The sequence below is a fragment of the Streptomyces sp. SP18CS02 genome (assembly GCF_036322365.1).
Taxonomy (GTDB): Bacteria; Actinomycetota; Actinomycetes; order Streptomycetales; family Streptomycetaceae; genus Streptomyces.
On sequence record NZ_JAQYXC010000263.1, the window covers coordinates 97,085 to 111,976 of the forward strand.

Here is a 14,892-nt window from a genome sequence, read left to right on the forward strand (position 1 = left end):
CCTCAGGACGACCCGGTCGGAGACCTGAGGCCTCCGACAGGTGCGAGATGGGTCCGGGGCGGGTCCGAGACGGTTCTGAGGGCGAATCCGAGACGGTTCTGAGTCGTGCCCGAAAAGGATCGGAAAAGGGCCGTCCGGAGTCTTCGGGGAGTGGCCGGAAAGGTCGGCCCGAGTGGTCAGGGCGTAGGGAAAACCGATTATCTTGCGGCCTGCACAAGCACAAGCCCTGCGGACTGCCCCGGACGCACCGGATGGGACGAGTCTGTCCGCGCATGCCCGGGGCCACAGCACCGTATCGGGGGATGCATGTCGTTCGAAGAGGAATGGGCGTCAGCCCGTACGGCCAAGGACGCCGGTGTCGGTATGCGGCTGAACCGCTCCGACAACGGCCCGGCCGGCGGCAGCGGAAACCCCGACCTGAGCGTGAGCCAGGACAGACTGGGGGCCATCGGCAGCGCGGCCTACACGCTCCACGGAAGGCTCAAGGCAGATGGTGGCCATGCCCGGGCCAGTACGTTCGACGCGGCGACGATGATGACCGTCAACGGGTTCCGGACCGGGGCGGCGATGGCGACGGTCCAGGAAACGTGGAACTCGCAGCTGAACACGTTGCTCGACGCGTGCGCGAACATCTCCAACCAACTTGACTACAGCGCCGCCTCGCACGCCAAGGAGGAGGAGGACATCAAAACGTCCTTCGCCGCGTCCAAGATCGACCAGTACTTGAGGTAGGCGGAGCAGCCATGCTGACTTTCGACAATGTGTTTCACGCTCCGCTGGACAAGATGAAGGCGGCGGTGGACGACTGGTCTGAGATGACCACCAGGCTCGAGAAGCTGGCTGAGGACGCGCGTACCACCATGGCGGCCAAGGCCAAGGACGATTACTGGAGAGGCGTCAACGCCGAAATCACCAAGCCCTTCGTGGACAAGACGGCCAAGGAGTTCGACGACGCGGCGAAGGCGGCCAAGGGCATCAGGCTGATCCTCGACGACGGCCATAACGCCTTCAAGAAGGCCAGGGACGACCTCAAGAGGATCGTCGACACGGACGCCCCGGCACAGGGTCTGACCGTCACCTCCCACGGCAGGGTCAGGGCCTCGCATCCGCTGGAGGAGGACTGGGCGGCCAAGCACGACCCGGAATACGACAAGATGCTCAAGAAGCAGAGGGCCGGGATCGACGCACTGCAGGGGCGTATCGACGCCATCATCGAGACCTGTGACGACGCCGATGTCGCGACGTCGAATGCACTCAAGGCCAACATCAGCGCGGACGAGCACAATTTCAGCGCACCGAAGTACAGCAGCCTGGATGCCGAGGAGGCGCGGCGAGCCCTCGACCTGGCGAAGAAGGGCGGGGACCTCTCCCACGACCAGCTGGGGCAGCTCAACGAACTCCTCAAGGACAACCACACCTCGAAGGAATTCGCCCGGACCTTCTACGACGGACTGGGCCCGAAGGGCTCCCTGGAGTTCTTCGGGCAGCTCTCCACCCGCACCTACGAGAACGGCAGACTGAACCTGGAGCGTCTCACCGATGTCCAGGAACTGCAGCGGAATCTGGGGCTCAATCTTGCGTCGGCGACCCAGGGCGGCGACAAGTGGACGGAGAGCTGGTCCACGGAGATGCGGAAGCTCGGTACCGAGCGCGTTCCGATGGCGAGGAACGACTACAACGGCCCCTTCGGCTATCAGCTGCTCGGCGGAATCATGCGGTACGGGAACTATGACCCGAAGTTCCTCAACCCCATCGCCGAGCATGTGGTCCAGCTGCACCAGAAGGACCCGGCCAGGTTCGCCGAGAACAAGGCGATCGGTGCCTGGCAGAAGAACCCGTTCAACCCGTCCGGTGTGAACGGAGCCGGTTACGACCCGATCGTTCCCATGCTGGAGGCGTTGGGGCACAGCCCGGAGGCCGCGAAGCAGTTCTTCTCCGCCACCCCGACGGCGTACAACGAGGACGGCACGATCAAGGGCGGCGAGCCGCACCTGGGGGAGAGCAAGGACGGGGAGAAGGTCGAGGGCTATCTCGATTACTTCAGTAACGAGAGGTACGACTCCTTCCCCGACACCGACGGTCACCACCCTGACGAGGTGAAGAAGTCCCGCGACTACATGCCGGACGCACTGGGGCACGCGCTGGAGGCGGCGACGCTTGGGCGCGCGTACGACGACCCCCGCCCCGCGTTCGTCAGGGACGCGACTGCGGCGGACATCATGGAAAGCGTGGTCGAAAGGTACGGCGGAGACCCGGAGTTCCTTAAGAAGAACCATTCGGCATTGGCAGACAGTCTCGGCAACATGGGTGCCGGATACATCGATGACATCAACTGGGCGCTCGATAACAGAACAACGGACAGCATCTACGCCCCTGAAAAGGAGTGGGACGCGCACGCGGAGCTCGACCGATCAGGAGCACATAAATTCCTGAGTGTGTTGGGTCAGCATCCCGACGCGTATGCGTCCATCAGCACCGCCGAGCGCGTCTACACCACCAGTGTGCTGGAGGACCAGGTCGGTGCGGATGGAAGGATCGACGAAGGAGGGGCGCGGCATGCCGTGAACACGGGTGCCCAGGTGCAGGGAATCCTCGACCAGTCCCGAGCCGATCAGGTCGAGGCAGAGGGCGTGAAGAAACACGAAGACTACGAGAAGGCCCACGCGAAGCGCTCTGCGTGGATCGGGTTCGGGACGACGGCGGCGATCGCGGCAGGAGTGGCCTTCTTGCCGGCGACGGCGGCTGCGGCAGGTGCGGCGGCCATCGTCGTCCCCCTCGCGGTGGACACAGGGAGCGCCGCCCTTGGGCAGATGGCCAGCCAGGTCGTCGGGGACTGGTCGGACAAATCTGCGGATGACCACAAAAGGGGTACCGAGGGCGACGTCAGGGAGAAGAAGTCCGACCTGTTCCGGGCTGGAGAGTACAGCGCCAAGGCGCCCATGGAACGCTTCATCGATCAGTATCGCGGCAGCATGAGCAGCGGGTTCGAGCAGGATCTGCGCGAATCCGTGGACATCGGTTACGCAACGGGCAATCTGAGAGAAGACCAGCAGGGCCATGACCCGGAGACCGGCTGAGGGCGAGTGGCGGAGAGGGCGGAGGCCCGTGAGGGTTAGACGTGTGTTGCGAGCCGGATTCGTCGGCCTCGTGGTGTGTCTCGGTGCGACCGCGTGTGGCGGTACCGAGGACGGGGAGAAGGAACGGACGGCGGCCGAGGAGCAGTGTGGTGGTGTCCTTTCGCGCCCAGCGGTTTCGGCGCTGCAACGGGTGATGAGCGTGGAGAAGTTCTCGAATGCCGGGCCGGGCCGATTGACCGAGACGGTCGCGCAGTTGCGTGGCGACTACGACAAAAATCTGAGATGGAGCCATGGCCTGCGTGTGTGCCAGATCAGCACCGACGGTGGTGACGTGAAGGGCATGCGCATCTCATTCGCTCTCTATGCTCCTGAGGACCTGCCGGGTGGCCGCCACGCTGCTGGCCTTCACGCCTATCCCATGGGCAAGGAAGCGCTGGCCGGAGCCAAGCGCGCTTCTCTGTACTTCGAGTGCGTCAGCCCGGAGCTGAAGGGGTCATCGTCACGCCCCGCACGGATCCTGGGAAGTCTCTCGTACTGGAAACCGCCGCAGGACTCCCCTGCGACACGCGATGCCAATCTCACGGTGTTGCACTCCGTGTCCCTGGCGGTCGCCAAGGAATTGAAGTGCGAACGGAACGCGGATCTCCCCACGGAGCCGGAACTGACGCCGATCGACTGACGTCCCAGCAGAAGCGGCAGCTGCCCCGGGGGGTTGCGGTAGTCGTCCAGGGGAGCAAGGTTCGAGAATCCGAGCCGTCCGGGCGGCTGGCCGCATCGCTTGCGCGGGCCGTGCGCGACAGGGTGGGGTGTGGGCACACGTCGTTCCCGGGCATGCCCTGCGCGTACGGCCACGGCGGGGCCCGGCCATCGGGGGTTTCGGCACAACGGCGCGCTGTGCCGCACAAGTTCACCGATGTCGTGGGATCGCCGTCGATAGCGTGTGATCCGCGTTGCTTCCGCAACCCAAGGGTGCGTCGTGTCAGTAGCGCTGACTAAAGTGGCCCCTGAAGCTTTGTGTAAACGGGGAGGCGTCGATGGCTGAAGACGACGGGACAGGCCGGCCGGTGTATCCGAGCGTGTCCACGACGAGCGCGGGGAGCGGATCCGGGTCGGGTTCCGGGTCCATGGACCTGGACGTCAGCGACGGCGTCCTCATCGACTTCAAGAGCAAGGTCGACGGTCTGCTGATCAAGCTCCAGGAGTCGCCGGCGGACCCGCAGAAGATCGCCGGGGACGGCGTGATCCCGGCCGACAACCTCGGCAAGAACTTCGGCGAGTCCGAGATGCTGCACGGCGCCTACAAGAAGGTCTACGAGGAACTGCAGAACCTCTCGAAGGGCCTGGCAGGCCAGATCGAGGCGCTGGGCATCGCCGTCGACGGCTCCCGCAAGGGCTACGAGGCCATCAACAGCGACATCAAGCGGCGGATGCAGCAGATCAGCCGTGACGCCGAAGTCGAGTACGACCGGTATCAGAAGGCGAAGGACCCGGCCCGCGCGGACGCCAAGGACGAGAAGCCGGCGGACACGCAGGGAGCCGGGGACTCCAGCGGGGGCCAGGGCTGATGCAGACGTTGACGCAGGTATGCAGAGGGGGGCGGAATCATGGCTGAGAAGGGTACGGGGATCGGGTACATCCCGGGGTTCATCGGCAACCTGTTCGTGTCGACCGACTTCGAGTCGCACACGCACGAGCAGCTTCGGGCCATGATCGCCTCGGCGAATCCGGACACCCTCAAGGACCACGCCGACAAGCTGACCGACGCGGCCAAGACGATCAAGCAGATCGGCGAGGACCTCAAGGTCTACGTACGCTCGGTGGACTGGAAGGGCGAGGCAGGCACCGCCTTCGAGACGTGGGGCGAGCAGGCGTGGGCGGCCACCATCAAGCTGGGTGAGTACAGCGAGACCGGCGGCACGTGGATGAGCAACGCCGCGCAGACCCTGCAGGAGGTCAAGAAGGCCCTGCCCGAGATCGACACGGCGGCCAAGGAGAACCTCCAGGCAGCCAAGGACAACCCGAAGGACACGGACGCGGCCAAGGTCCGCACCGACGCCCAGGCGAAGCTGGACGAGGACCACGCCGAAGCGGTCCAGCAGATGCGCAAACTGGCGCAGTCCTACACCTTCTCGTCGATGTTCATCAACGCGGCGGAACCGCCGGTCTTCCCGCCGCCGCCGGGGGACTTCGTCCCGACGGGTCGGTACGACGACACCGGCCAGGAGTTTGCTCGGCCGGGTGGTTACGCGGGTGGCGGTGGTTCTTCAGGCGGAGGCTATTACTCCGGCTCCGGCCAGAGCGGTTCCGGCGGGTCGGGCTACGTCGCACCCTCGGGCGGCGGCGCAGGCACGGGTTCGGTTCCTGCGGGCTCCGTGACCCCTCCGGCCTCGGGGCGTCCCGTGGACATGGAGATCGACAGCGTCACCACGCTGCCGCCGACCACCCAGCCGCCCACCGTGACACCGCCGAACGGACCGGCGCCGACCGTCCGTCCGGACCTCGGGACCCCGCCCACGATGATGCCTCCCGTCATCGGTGGGCGAGGCCTGACGGGGCCGACGGTCATGGACGGGCGTACCCCGACCGGGTCCGTGCGCCAGCCGACGGTGCCGGGCCAGGGCGGGCTCAACAACAACCAGCCCCGGTCGACGCCTCGTGACGGCATCTCCGGTGGGCGCCCCGTACCGCAGAGCGGCCGTCCCACCGGTCTCCCGCGCTCCACGGCGATCGGCAACGAGGGGCCGCACGGTCGCCCCATGACGGGCGGCGGTGGAATGCACAACCCCATGGGCGGGCAGAACGGAACCTCCGCAGGCAGGCGCCTCGCTTACGAGGGCGGCGGCATGGTCGGCGGCCGTGGACAGCAGCCCGGCTCCGCCGTGGGCCGTCCGTTCACACCGGGTGGCACGGGATTGGTCCGAGGCGCATCCGAGGGCGGATCCCGTTCCGGGGCCGTCGCCGGACGCGGTGGGATGCCGCACACCGGTCAGGGCTCGGCACGCCGCCAGGAGGAGCAGGGCGGCCAGCGCCCGGACTACCTGACGGAGGACGAAGAGACCTGGCAGCAGGGCGGTCGTCGTATCGTGCCGCCGGTGATCGACTGACCCCGCACGGAACAACCTGAAGAGAGAAGCAGATGCAGACCAGCAGCGCTCGAATCAGCCGCCGGACCAAGCTCACATCCGGCCTGGTCGGGTTGCTGCTGGCAGGCATCGCGGCGACACCGGCCCACGCCGAGACGATCCGCTCCCTGCAATGGCATCTCGACGCCATGAAAGCCGACGAGATGTGGAAGGTAAGTACCGGTAAGGGTGTCACTGTCGCGGTCATCGACTCAGGCGTGGAGGTCATTCCGGAGCTTGAAGGCCAAGTCCTTCCCGGGATGAGTCTTTCAGCGGCACCTGGTGGCGCTCGCGTCGATGTGGAAGGCCACGGCACGGGGATCGCTGCTGTGATCGCGGGCACAGGCAAACATCCGAGCGGTGACGGCGCGTACGGGCTGGCTCCGGGAGTCAAGATCCTGCCCATTCGGTTCGATACGAAGGCAGGCAAACAAAGCGATCGAGACTACGGCACCGCGATCCGTTATGCGGCTGACTCGGACGCCAAAGTCATCAATATGTCGAACGGCGGCCCTTATGACGGCTCCGAAACCCGTGAAGCCGTAAAGTATGCGCTGAGCAAGGGGAAGCTACTCTTTGCGGCGGTCGGGAACAACGGCAACGACGCTACTCAGGTCGCGTATCCGGCCGGCACGCCCGGCGTCGTGGGGGTGGCTGCGGTCGACAAGAACTTCAAGGCGACCAAGGCATCTCAGACCGGTGCCCATGTCGACCTGGCTGCGCCGGGTATGGACATTGTCACCGCCTGCACGGAAGACAGCGGCCTGTGCAAGAACAGCGGCACCAGTGACGCGTCGGCCTTCGCCTCGGCCTCCGCCGCGCTGATCTGGTCGAAGTACCCGAAGTGGACCAACAACCAGGTTCTGCGGGTCATGATCAATACAGCGGGTGGCCCGACCAGTGGGGCCAAGCGGAACGACTACATCGGGTACGGAATGGTCCGCCCCCGTATTCCACTCTCGCAGACCGTGGAACCGGGCCCTGCCGACGAGTACCCCTTGCCCGACCTCGCGGCCGCCGAGGCCAAGTCTCCGTCACCGGTTGCCTCCAAGGCCGACGAGGACGCTGGTGCCAAGGACGACGGTAAGCCGGCTGCCACAGCCCCGGCGGCGTCGGGCGGCGGCGACACCGGTCTCTGGATCGGCCTGGGCGTGGCCGCGGCGGCGGTCATCGGTGCAGCCGTCGCTGTCCCCGTATACCGCTCGCGCCGCCGCAGCGCGGCTGTGACGGCCGGGGCGCCGAACACGAACCAGCCCCCGTATCCGCCGCACGGGCAGCCTCAGTGGCCCGTGGACCAGCACCGCCCCCAGGGGCCCGGCCAGCGCTGAGCAGGTGCGGCCGCGGTCCGGCTGGAAAGCCGTATCCCGGTGCTTTGGAGGTTTCGTACAACGATGCTTCGGACTTCCTCGCCGTGCTCGCCCGGGACGAGAAGTCGTACGGGCTGATGTCCATGGCCCAGCAGGCCTACACGATGATGGTCATGCTGGACCATCCGCCGGCTCGGGACGCATTCGGAAAGCTGCACTTCGCCGATGCCATGTCGGTGGGCTATGTCGGTGCGGAATCGCAAGGGATCCTCGATCAGGCGCGTGCCAACCAGATCGTCTCCGACATCGACGCTTCGACGGAACAGCGGAACAAGGACCTCGAGAAGAGCGCGGCATGGACCGAGTTCGGAGTATCCGCCGCGACCGGTGCGGGACTCGCGTTCATCAACCCGCCCTTGGGTGCGGGTGTGGCAGCCGTCGCTCTCATTCCTTGGGCCGCGGAGACGGCGGGCGAGGCTGTCAATACGCTGATCAGCGAGGAGTTCGGCGAGCACAATGATGAGAAGGAAAAGAAGATCGACCCGGACGCCGAGAAGGACGAAGCCCTCGATCATTACTTCACGCGTGGACAGAAAGTGGCCAACGCTCCGATCGACATCTATGTGAAGCACTACAGGGAGTCCATGAGCCGTTTGGACGAGGCTGATCTTCGGGAATCCGCAAAGCGCGCCCGCAACGGTGGATATGATCACGGGGCTCTGCAGGCTGGAAGGATTGCTCCTGGACCCTATGAAGTGAAGGAAGAGGACAAGTGGTTCGGCCTTTTCTGAGGGGTGTGGCCGTGGGGGTGCTTCTCATGACGGTCTCTTGCAGTGGCGATTCCCGTGATTCAGGGGAGAGTACATCGAGCGCCAAGCCCTTGTGCGGGATAACGGACGTGCAAACCGTATCGGCTCTGGAAAGACTTGCGGGAGGCAGGGATTTCAAGTCCAATCAGCATCGAACGCCAAGTGAGATGGGGCGGGAGCTGCGAGCGGACCTTCCGGAGGCTGATGGCGGCACGCGGGAGCGACTGCTGTGCAGTATCTACCCTCAAAGGTTGACCGACAGCAGGAATTTGGACGTCAATTTCTCCTGGCAAAGGTCTATCCCTCCTGATCAAGCCAGGCGGTCGAAGGACGGTTCCGTCTATTACAGCTTCGACGGTGCTTATGTGAGGGCGGTATCGGATCTTGCGGTCATGACGGTCCCGTGCGACATCGGAGTGGCGTCCGCTGGTACGGATGTTGATGCGCTCGATATCGCTCTGTCCAATACCATGCCTGCCGGCAGGGAGGAGAGTCGACGGGACGATCAGGTTCTCGTGCTCCATACTCTTGCCCGCACCGTCGTGCAAAAACTCGGTTGCCCGGGCGACCCCCTGTCGAGCAAGCCCGTGCTGACGCCTTACGCGACGCATTGGGATGCCGTCCACGCCAAAAGGTGAGAGGTCGTCGGGGAGTCGGGCGCCGTGAAGCAGCTGTGCAGCGACGTCCCCGGAATCCTCACAATTATGGGGCGGACCATTTCTCTGTGTGATGTATTCCCTTCCCCGGTCGCGGAGGAAACAGCGGAATTGTCGGGCAGAACGCCCGAATCGCCCGCCCCCGTTGGGCTGGTGCAGCGGACCGACCTATCGTGGGGGCCGGAACTGTACGGTCCGTGAGTCGACAACGGGGGAAACCATGTCGTTCGACGAAGAGTGGGCGTCTGCCCGCACCACCGCCACCGCGAATGTCAGTATGCGGCTGAACCAGGCCCCGGGTGGCCCTGCCGGGGGCTCCGCCTCCGACTACAAGGTGAAGTCGCCGGAGTTGAGGGCCATCGGCAACGAGGCCCAGGAGCTCTTCCACTGGTTCGAGCGCGACGCGTTCCACGCGGGGGCGCAGACCGGCTCGGCGTCGGACAGCCTCACCGCCGACGGCTTCCAGACGGGGTCCGCGCTCTGGACGGCCTGGGACACCTGGCGCGGCCAGTGCGAGACGCTGCTGAGCGCCTGTGCGCACATCCACAACCACCTCGAGGCGACGATCCGCAGCGACTCGAACCTCGAAGAAGTGCTGATCAGCAACTTCTCCATGGCCGACATCGACAAGAACTTCAAGTGAGGCTGGGCAGATGCTGAAGTTTGATCAGGTTCTTCACGCCCGGCTCGGCAGCCTCAAGGAAGCAGTCACCGACTGGTCGGAGACGGTCACCAAGCTGGAGAAGGCACAGGAGAAGGCGGACAACGGGCTGCGGAGCAAGGCGGAGAAGGCCGACTGGGCGGGTGAGAACGCCGGTGTCACCCAGGCGTTCGTCAAGAAGACCGCCAAGGAGTTCGGCGACGCCCTCAAGGAAGCGACGAGCATACGCAACGTCCTGCGGGACGCCCACACCGAGTTCCAGGGCGCCAAGAGCGACCTGGAGAAGCTGGTCGAGTCCGCTCCCGGCAAGGGCATACGGATCGACTCGGACGGTGTCGTCAGCTATCTGATCCACCCGGACCGCCGGAGCAAGGACTACGACGGCCCCAAGCCGGAGAAGGCCGACTTCGACGCCATGAGGGCCTCCATCAAGGCGGCCATCGACAAGGCGAACGAAGCGGACGACGTCGCCGCGCGGGCCCTGCGCACGCTGGTCGGCAAGAACCAGAGGGACTTCTCCGGCACCAGCTACGACGGCCTGAAGGAAGCCTCGAAGGCCCAGGACGCCGAGGACGCCAAGACCGCCTACGACCTGTACAAGAAGGGCGACGACGCGTCCCCGGCGGAGATCGACAAGCTCAACAAGCTGTTCAAGGACAACGCCGACGACCGGTACTTCGCCGAGCGGTTCGCCCTGGAGGTCGGCCCCAAGGGCTCGATGGAGTACTGGGCCGACATGGGCGACCCCAGCGACGGCTCCCGCCTCGGTGTCGACCACCGGGACAAGCTGTCGGAGCTCCAGAAGAACTGGAGCCTCACCCTCGCCTCCGCCACCCACTCCACCAGCCCCGAGATGGAGCAGTGGAAGGCCGACGTCATCAAGGCCGGCAGCGAGCCGATCCAGACGCGTGGCACGTCGCCGTACGGCTTCCAGGTCATGAGCAACCTGATGCGCGTCGGAGACTACGACGACAAGTTCATGACCAACTACGGCAAGGCCCTCGTCGTCACCGAGCAGAAGATGACGCACAACGGCGCCCTGCCCCCCGACCGTGCCTGGATGCAGATGGGTGGCATGCAGAACCACCTCAACTGGCAGGGCGGCGGTCTCGGGAACGACCCCATGGTCGGCTTCATGGAGGGCCTGGGCCACAACCCCAAGGCGTCGACGGACTTCTTCAACAACAGCATCGAAGTCCCCGGGGACGACGGCAAGAACAAGAAGCTCGACACCTTCGACTACTTCTCCAAGGACCGCGACTGGCCGGAGGAGCTCACCGACAAGGGCAAGATGAGCAAGGAGCCCGGGTACAACGCCCTGGGCCACGCGCTGGAGTCCGCGGTGACGGGGCACCCGTTCGACGCCCCCGCCGAGGGCCTCAAGGACGTCCGTACGGTCGAGAACGCCGAGGTCATGCAGAAGGTCGTCGAGCGCTACGGCAGCGAGACGAAGTACATGCACGAGCAGCCCGGCATCGACGACAGCCTGGGCAAGATGGGTGCCGCGTACATCGACGAGCTGAACCGCTCCATGGAGCAGGAGAACGGCTCGTCGATGCAGGAAGTGACCGACTCGCCCTTCGGAGCCAACAACGCCGACGGAAAGTCGCGCTTCGGCGACAAGTTCGATACGGAGCTTCTGTTCAACCGGGGCGACGCGATCAACTTCATGGGCACCGTCGCGCAGAGCGAGACCGGTCACGCCCAGCTGTCGGCGGCTCAGACGATCTACACGACCAGCGTCATGGACGAGGTGGGCCCCAAGCCCGGCTCCGGGCCGGCCCGTGACCTGGATCTGACGGACGCCAAGACCGCCCTGAGGATCGGGGCCGAGACGCACGGCATCCTGGACAACTCGCGTATGGCGCAGATCGACGCGCAGTACGAGAAGGACTCCGAAGAGCACAAGAAGGCGGTCGGCAGGACCACCGAGTGGGTCAAGTTCGGCGTGGGCGCCGTCGCGGCCGGTGGTGTCGTGGCGCTGACCGGTGGTGCGGGCGGTGTGCTCGTCCCGCTGGCCGCGGAGACCGTGGGTGGCGCGGTGACCACGTTCATCGGCATGGAAGCCGACGACATCGCTGAGAAGTACCAGGAGGACGAGCTCCTCAAGAAGAAGTCGGACGACCTGAAGGACGAGGCGCTCAACACAGGAAAGCAGAACGCCCTGATGCCGGCACAGGCGTACGCCGAGGCTCCCGGATGGAGCAGGACGGACAGCAACTACATCAACGAAGAGCTGACCAAGTACGTGAAGGACAGCCGCCTGCATGCCAAGGACGACTCGTTGCCCGATCCGTACAAGCCGAAGAAGTGACATGCCGACCATGCTGAGAAAGTTCATGGCCCCGCTGGCCGCCGTCCTCCTGGCGGCCGGCTGTTCCTCGGGGGGCGGTGACGACGTCGCGGCGGAAGGCCGGCCGGCCGATGAGATCTGCGGCGCCTTCGCCAAGGACCAGCCCGCCGCGGCCGCCTTCGAGGCGATCGCCGGTGAAGGGGGGCTCGTGGACAACCTCTCCGAGCCGGAGCGGGTGGTCAAGGAGCTTCGGGCGGCCGCCCTGGAGCCGCAGAGCGGGAAGACACGCATGAAGGGGGTTTCCTTCTGCTGGCCGCGTTCCACGGACGGCAAGGGTGTCTTCAACATCACGTTCCGCGAGGCCCTGGCCGTTCCGGAGTCCGCCGACACGGACGTCACCCGCTACACCGTGGGGGAGAGCGCCACGTCGTCCGACCTCTTCGCCTCGATCTACTTCACCTGCCGTATGAAGGCACCGGCCCACGAGATCGTCATCGCCGCGGAGCTCGAACGGGACGACAGGAACGAGGCCGCGGAGGCGGACGTCAGGGCCCGCCAGATCACGGTGCTCAACGCCGCCGCCCGCAAGGTCTCGGGCGAGCTGGGGTGCGGTCCGGAGACCGAGCTGGGCACCGGGGTGCCGCAGCAGGAGCCCGGCGCGGGCTGACGTCCGCGCCGTACCGCCCTGACCGGGCGCCCGCCGACGCCCCCGAGGGGGTGCCGGCGGGCGCCCGCGTGCTTCAGAACACCGGCAGCGCCGTCAGCCAGCCCTCGGTGGCGACGAAGACGCGGTTGCCGTCGGCGGTGAAGCCCGTGACCTCACCGCGGGGCGTGTACGAGCTCACGGGCATGCCGTACCGCAGTTCGAGGGCCTGCACCTGCGGACCGCTGTCCACCATCCAGGCGCAGCTGCCCTGGAGCAGGACAGGGGTGTCCGCCGTCCCCAGGTGCGACCGGTCCCACGTGGTCGTGCCGTCCTTCACCCTGACCTGCTGGGCCGACCTGCCGCGCATGACGTAGATCAGGTCGCCGGCCACGAGCGGCGCGGACCAGCTCTCCGGGTTGCCCTCGTAGTCCTTGTGCGGCTTGGTCGTCCACACCTCGCCGCCGTCGGAGACGCGCCGCGCGTGGAGGTTCGTACCGCCGAAGTAGCAGACGCCCTTGTCGACCTCCGGCGTGGCCGTGTGCGTGGCTCCCGAGGCGACCTGCCACACCTTGCTGCCGTCCCGGGTGTCGACGCCCAGCATCTGGCCCTTCGCCGTGCAGATGACCAGACGGCCCTGGACGGCGGTGCCGCGCGGCGGGACCTCGGTCCTCAGGTCCACCGGGCCGGGGGCCGTCCACAGGACGGTGGCGTCGGAGCGGCGGACGGCACGCAGCCGGCCGTCGCGGGTGACGACGTACACCGCCGTGTCGTCCGCGGCCAGCACGGAGCGGGCCTCGACGGGCGCGGTCCACTTGCGTTCGCCGGTGGAGGCGACGAACGTCAGCAGATCACCCTTGTCGCCGACCGCCGCGATCAGCCGGTCGGACACGGAGATGTACCGGCCGGACACGTCGACGTCGGGGGCCGCCCAGCGTTTCCTGCCGTCGACGACACCGTGGGCGGCGATGCCGCCGCCCGGGGCGCCGAAGACGATCACGTCCCGTACGGGCTTGGGCGGCGGGGAGTCCTCCGCCAGCACGTTCAGCGGGCCCCACAGCGGCGGGAGGTCCTCACCCGGCTCGATGACGACGCTGCCGTCGTCGATGTTCAGGAGCGGGGCCGCGGGGGTCTTCACGGCCGGGGGGATGTCGAAGGGGCCCGGCGCCTTCCCGGCGCCGCCGCCTCCCGGCCCCTCCTCCCGCAGCAGCCACCAGGCGCCCGTGCCGCCCGCGGCGGCGAGGACCGTGCCGCCCGCGGCCAGCGCGGTCAGCAGACGACGTCGCGGCACGGCACCGAAGGAGCCGCCCACCGCCGTCACCCGGTCGATGCCTGTCCCGCGCTGTTCGATGTCGACGGCCAGTGGTCCCTGGCGCCAGATCTTCCCGGAGCCCTTCAGCGGGCCGAACGCCGCACCGATGTGCGCGGGCGTGGGCCGCATCGCCGCGTCCTTGGCCAGGCACGGGCCGATCAGCGGCTGGAGCGCGGGCGGCACCAGGGACAGGTCGGGCGCCCCGTGGACGACCTCGTACTGCACCGCCGCGACATGGCTCGCGTCGAACGCCCTGCGGCCGGTGGCCGCGTGGACGAGGACGGCGCCCAGGGAGAACACGTCGGCCGCCGGGCCGACGCGCTGCCCGAGGACCTGCTCGGGCGCGCCGTACCCGGGGGTGACGGGTATCTGGCCGGTGGTCGTGAGCGTCAGACCGTGCTCGGGGCGGGCGATGCCGAAGTCGATGACCCGCGGGCCGCTCGCCGTCAGCACGATGTTGGCCGGCTTGAGGTCACGGTGGATCAGTCCGGCCGCGTGGATGTCCTGGAGGGTACGGGCCAGGGCCGAGGCGAGCGCCCGCACCGTCGGCTCGTCCATCGGCCCGTGCGCCTGGATCGCCTCCTCCAGTGTGGGCCCGACCAGGAACTCGGTCGCGATCCACGGGCGTCCTCCCTCGGTCCGCGCTCCCAGCACCCGGGCCACGCCCTTCCCGGTGACCGCCCGCGCCATCTGCGCCTCGCGTACGAAACGCTGGGCGAGGTGCTGGTCGTGGGCGAGTTCGGGGCGCAGCACCTTCAGGGCGGCCGGCCGGCCGGCGCCGTCCCGGCCGAAGTAGACCTTGCCCATACCGCCCTCGCCGAGCACACCGAGCAGGCGGTACGGGCCGAGGCGGAGCGGGTCGCCGGTGCCGAGCGGATTCATGGGATGCGGGGGCTTTCTGCTGGGCCGGACGGGGAGGGGGAGGGAGGGGGATGGAGGGGAGAAGCGGAGGAGGGAGGGAGAAAGGGGAGGGAGAAGCGGAGGAGGGAGGGGGGAGGAGCGGAGGAGGGGG

12 protein-coding genes are annotated in these 14,892 nt (G+C 67.0%); 11 read left to right on the forward strand and 1 reads right to left on the reverse strand.

Going from position 1 to position 14,892, the window contains the following annotated elements; all coding sequences use genetic code 11:
• The first annotated feature begins 306 nt into the window (after positions 1–306).
• From PUR26_RS07105 to PUR26_RS07155, 11 genes are all read left to right on the forward strand, one after another.
• Positions 307–732 (forward strand): hypothetical protein, encoded by a 426-nt coding sequence (locus PUR26_RS07105; RefSeq protein ID WP_329870310.1) that lies wholly within the window; start codon positions 307–309, stop codon positions 730–732.
• Between the two features lie 11 nt (positions 733–743).
• Complete coding sequence (locus PUR26_RS07110; RefSeq protein ID WP_329870312.1) at positions 744–3,077, forward strand: hypothetical protein; 2,334 nt, start codon at positions 744–746, stop codon at positions 3,075–3,077.
• A 43-nt stretch (positions 3,078–3,120) separates the two neighbouring features.
• The gene (locus PUR26_RS07115) at positions 3,121–3,756 is read left to right on the forward strand and encodes a hypothetical protein (protein WP_329870313.1); all 636 of its coding nucleotides are present in this window, start codon (positions 3,121–3,123) and stop codon (positions 3,754–3,756) included.
• A 355-nt stretch (positions 3,757–4,111) separates the two neighbouring features.
• Positions 4,112–4,642, forward strand: coding sequence for a hypothetical protein (locus PUR26_RS07120; protein ID WP_329870315.1), 531 nt, complete (start codon positions 4,112–4,114; stop codon positions 4,640–4,642).
• Positions 4,643–4,681: 39 nt separating this feature from the next.
• The gene (locus PUR26_RS07125; RefSeq protein WP_329870317.1) at positions 4,682–6,181 is read left to right on the forward strand and encodes a WXG100 family type VII secretion target; all 1,500 of its coding nucleotides are present in this window, start codon (positions 4,682–4,684) and stop codon (positions 6,179–6,181) included.
• A 32-nt stretch (positions 6,182–6,213) separates the two neighbouring features.
• Entirely contained in the window at positions 6,214–7,527 is a 1,314-nt protein-coding gene (gene mycP / locus PUR26_RS07130) for a type VII secretion-associated serine protease mycosin (protein WP_329870318.1), read from the forward strand.
• 44 nt (positions 7,528–7,571) lie between these two features.
• On the forward strand, positions 7,572–8,297 hold the full coding sequence (locus tag PUR26_RS07135; RefSeq protein WP_329870319.1) for a hypothetical protein: 726 nt from the start codon (positions 7,572–7,574) through the stop codon (positions 8,295–8,297).
• A 269-nt stretch (positions 8,298–8,566) separates the two neighbouring features.
• Positions 8,567–8,953, forward strand: a complete 387-nt coding sequence (locus PUR26_RS07140; protein WP_329870320.1) for a hypothetical protein — start codon at positions 8,567–8,569, stop codon at positions 8,951–8,953.
• Between the two features lie 238 nt (positions 8,954–9,191).
• Positions 9,192–9,614, forward strand: a complete 423-nt coding sequence (locus tag PUR26_RS07145; protein WP_329870322.1) for a hypothetical protein — start codon at positions 9,192–9,194, stop codon at positions 9,612–9,614.
• A gap of 10 nt (positions 9,615–9,624) precedes the next feature.
• Positions 9,625–11,946: a hypothetical protein gene (locus tag PUR26_RS07150; RefSeq protein WP_329870323.1), complete on the forward strand. Its 2,322-nt coding sequence runs from the start codon at positions 9,625–9,627 to the stop codon at positions 11,944–11,946.
• 1 nt (position 11,947) lies between these two features.
• Complete coding sequence (locus PUR26_RS07155; RefSeq protein ID WP_329870325.1) at positions 11,948–12,592, forward strand: hypothetical protein; 645 nt, start codon at positions 11,948–11,950, stop codon at positions 12,590–12,592.
• Positions 12,593–12,665: 73 nt separating this feature from the next.
• Here PUR26_RS07155 and PUR26_RS07160 read toward each other — a convergent pair whose 3' ends face one another.
• Positions 12,666–14,762, reverse strand: coding sequence for a serine/threonine-protein kinase (locus PUR26_RS07160; RefSeq protein ID WP_329870326.1), 2,097 nt, complete (start codon positions 14,760–14,762; stop codon positions 12,666–12,668).
• Between the last annotated feature and the right edge of the window lie 130 nt (positions 14,763–14,892).

Excerpts from the sequence above, each read along its gene's own strand:
- PUR26_RS07120 (WP_329870315.1), top strand. The coding sequence starts at position 4,112 with ATGGCTGAAGACGACGGGACAGGCCGGCCGGTGTATCCGAGCGTGTCC.
- PUR26_RS07150 (WP_329870323.1), top strand. The coding sequence starts at position 9,625 with ATGCTGAAGTTTGATCAGGTTCTTCACGCCCGGCTCGGCAGCCTCAAG.
- PUR26_RS07155 (WP_329870325.1), top strand. The coding sequence starts at position 11,948 with ATGCCGACCATGCTGAGAAAGTTCATGGCCCCGCTGGCCGCCGTCCTC.
- PUR26_RS07105 (WP_329870310.1), top strand. The coding sequence starts at position 307 with ATGTCGTTCGAAGAGGAATGGGCGTCAGCCCGTACGGCCAAGGACGCC.
- PUR26_RS07145 (WP_329870322.1), top strand. The coding sequence starts at position 9,192 with ATGTCGTTCGACGAAGAGTGGGCGTCTGCCCGCACCACCGCCACCGCG.
- PUR26_RS07160 (WP_329870326.1), bottom strand. The coding sequence starts at position 14,762 with ATGAATCCGCTCGGCACCGGCGACCCGCTCCGCCTCGGCCCGTACCGC.
- PUR26_RS07125 (WP_329870317.1), top strand. The coding sequence starts at position 4,682 with ATGGCTGAGAAGGGTACGGGGATCGGGTACATCCCGGGGTTCATCGGC.
- PUR26_RS07110 (WP_329870312.1), top strand. The coding sequence starts at position 744 with ATGCTGACTTTCGACAATGTGTTTCACGCTCCGCTGGACAAGATGAAG.
- mycP (WP_329870318.1), top strand. The coding sequence starts at position 6,214 with ATGCAGACCAGCAGCGCTCGAATCAGCCGCCGGACCAAGCTCACATCC.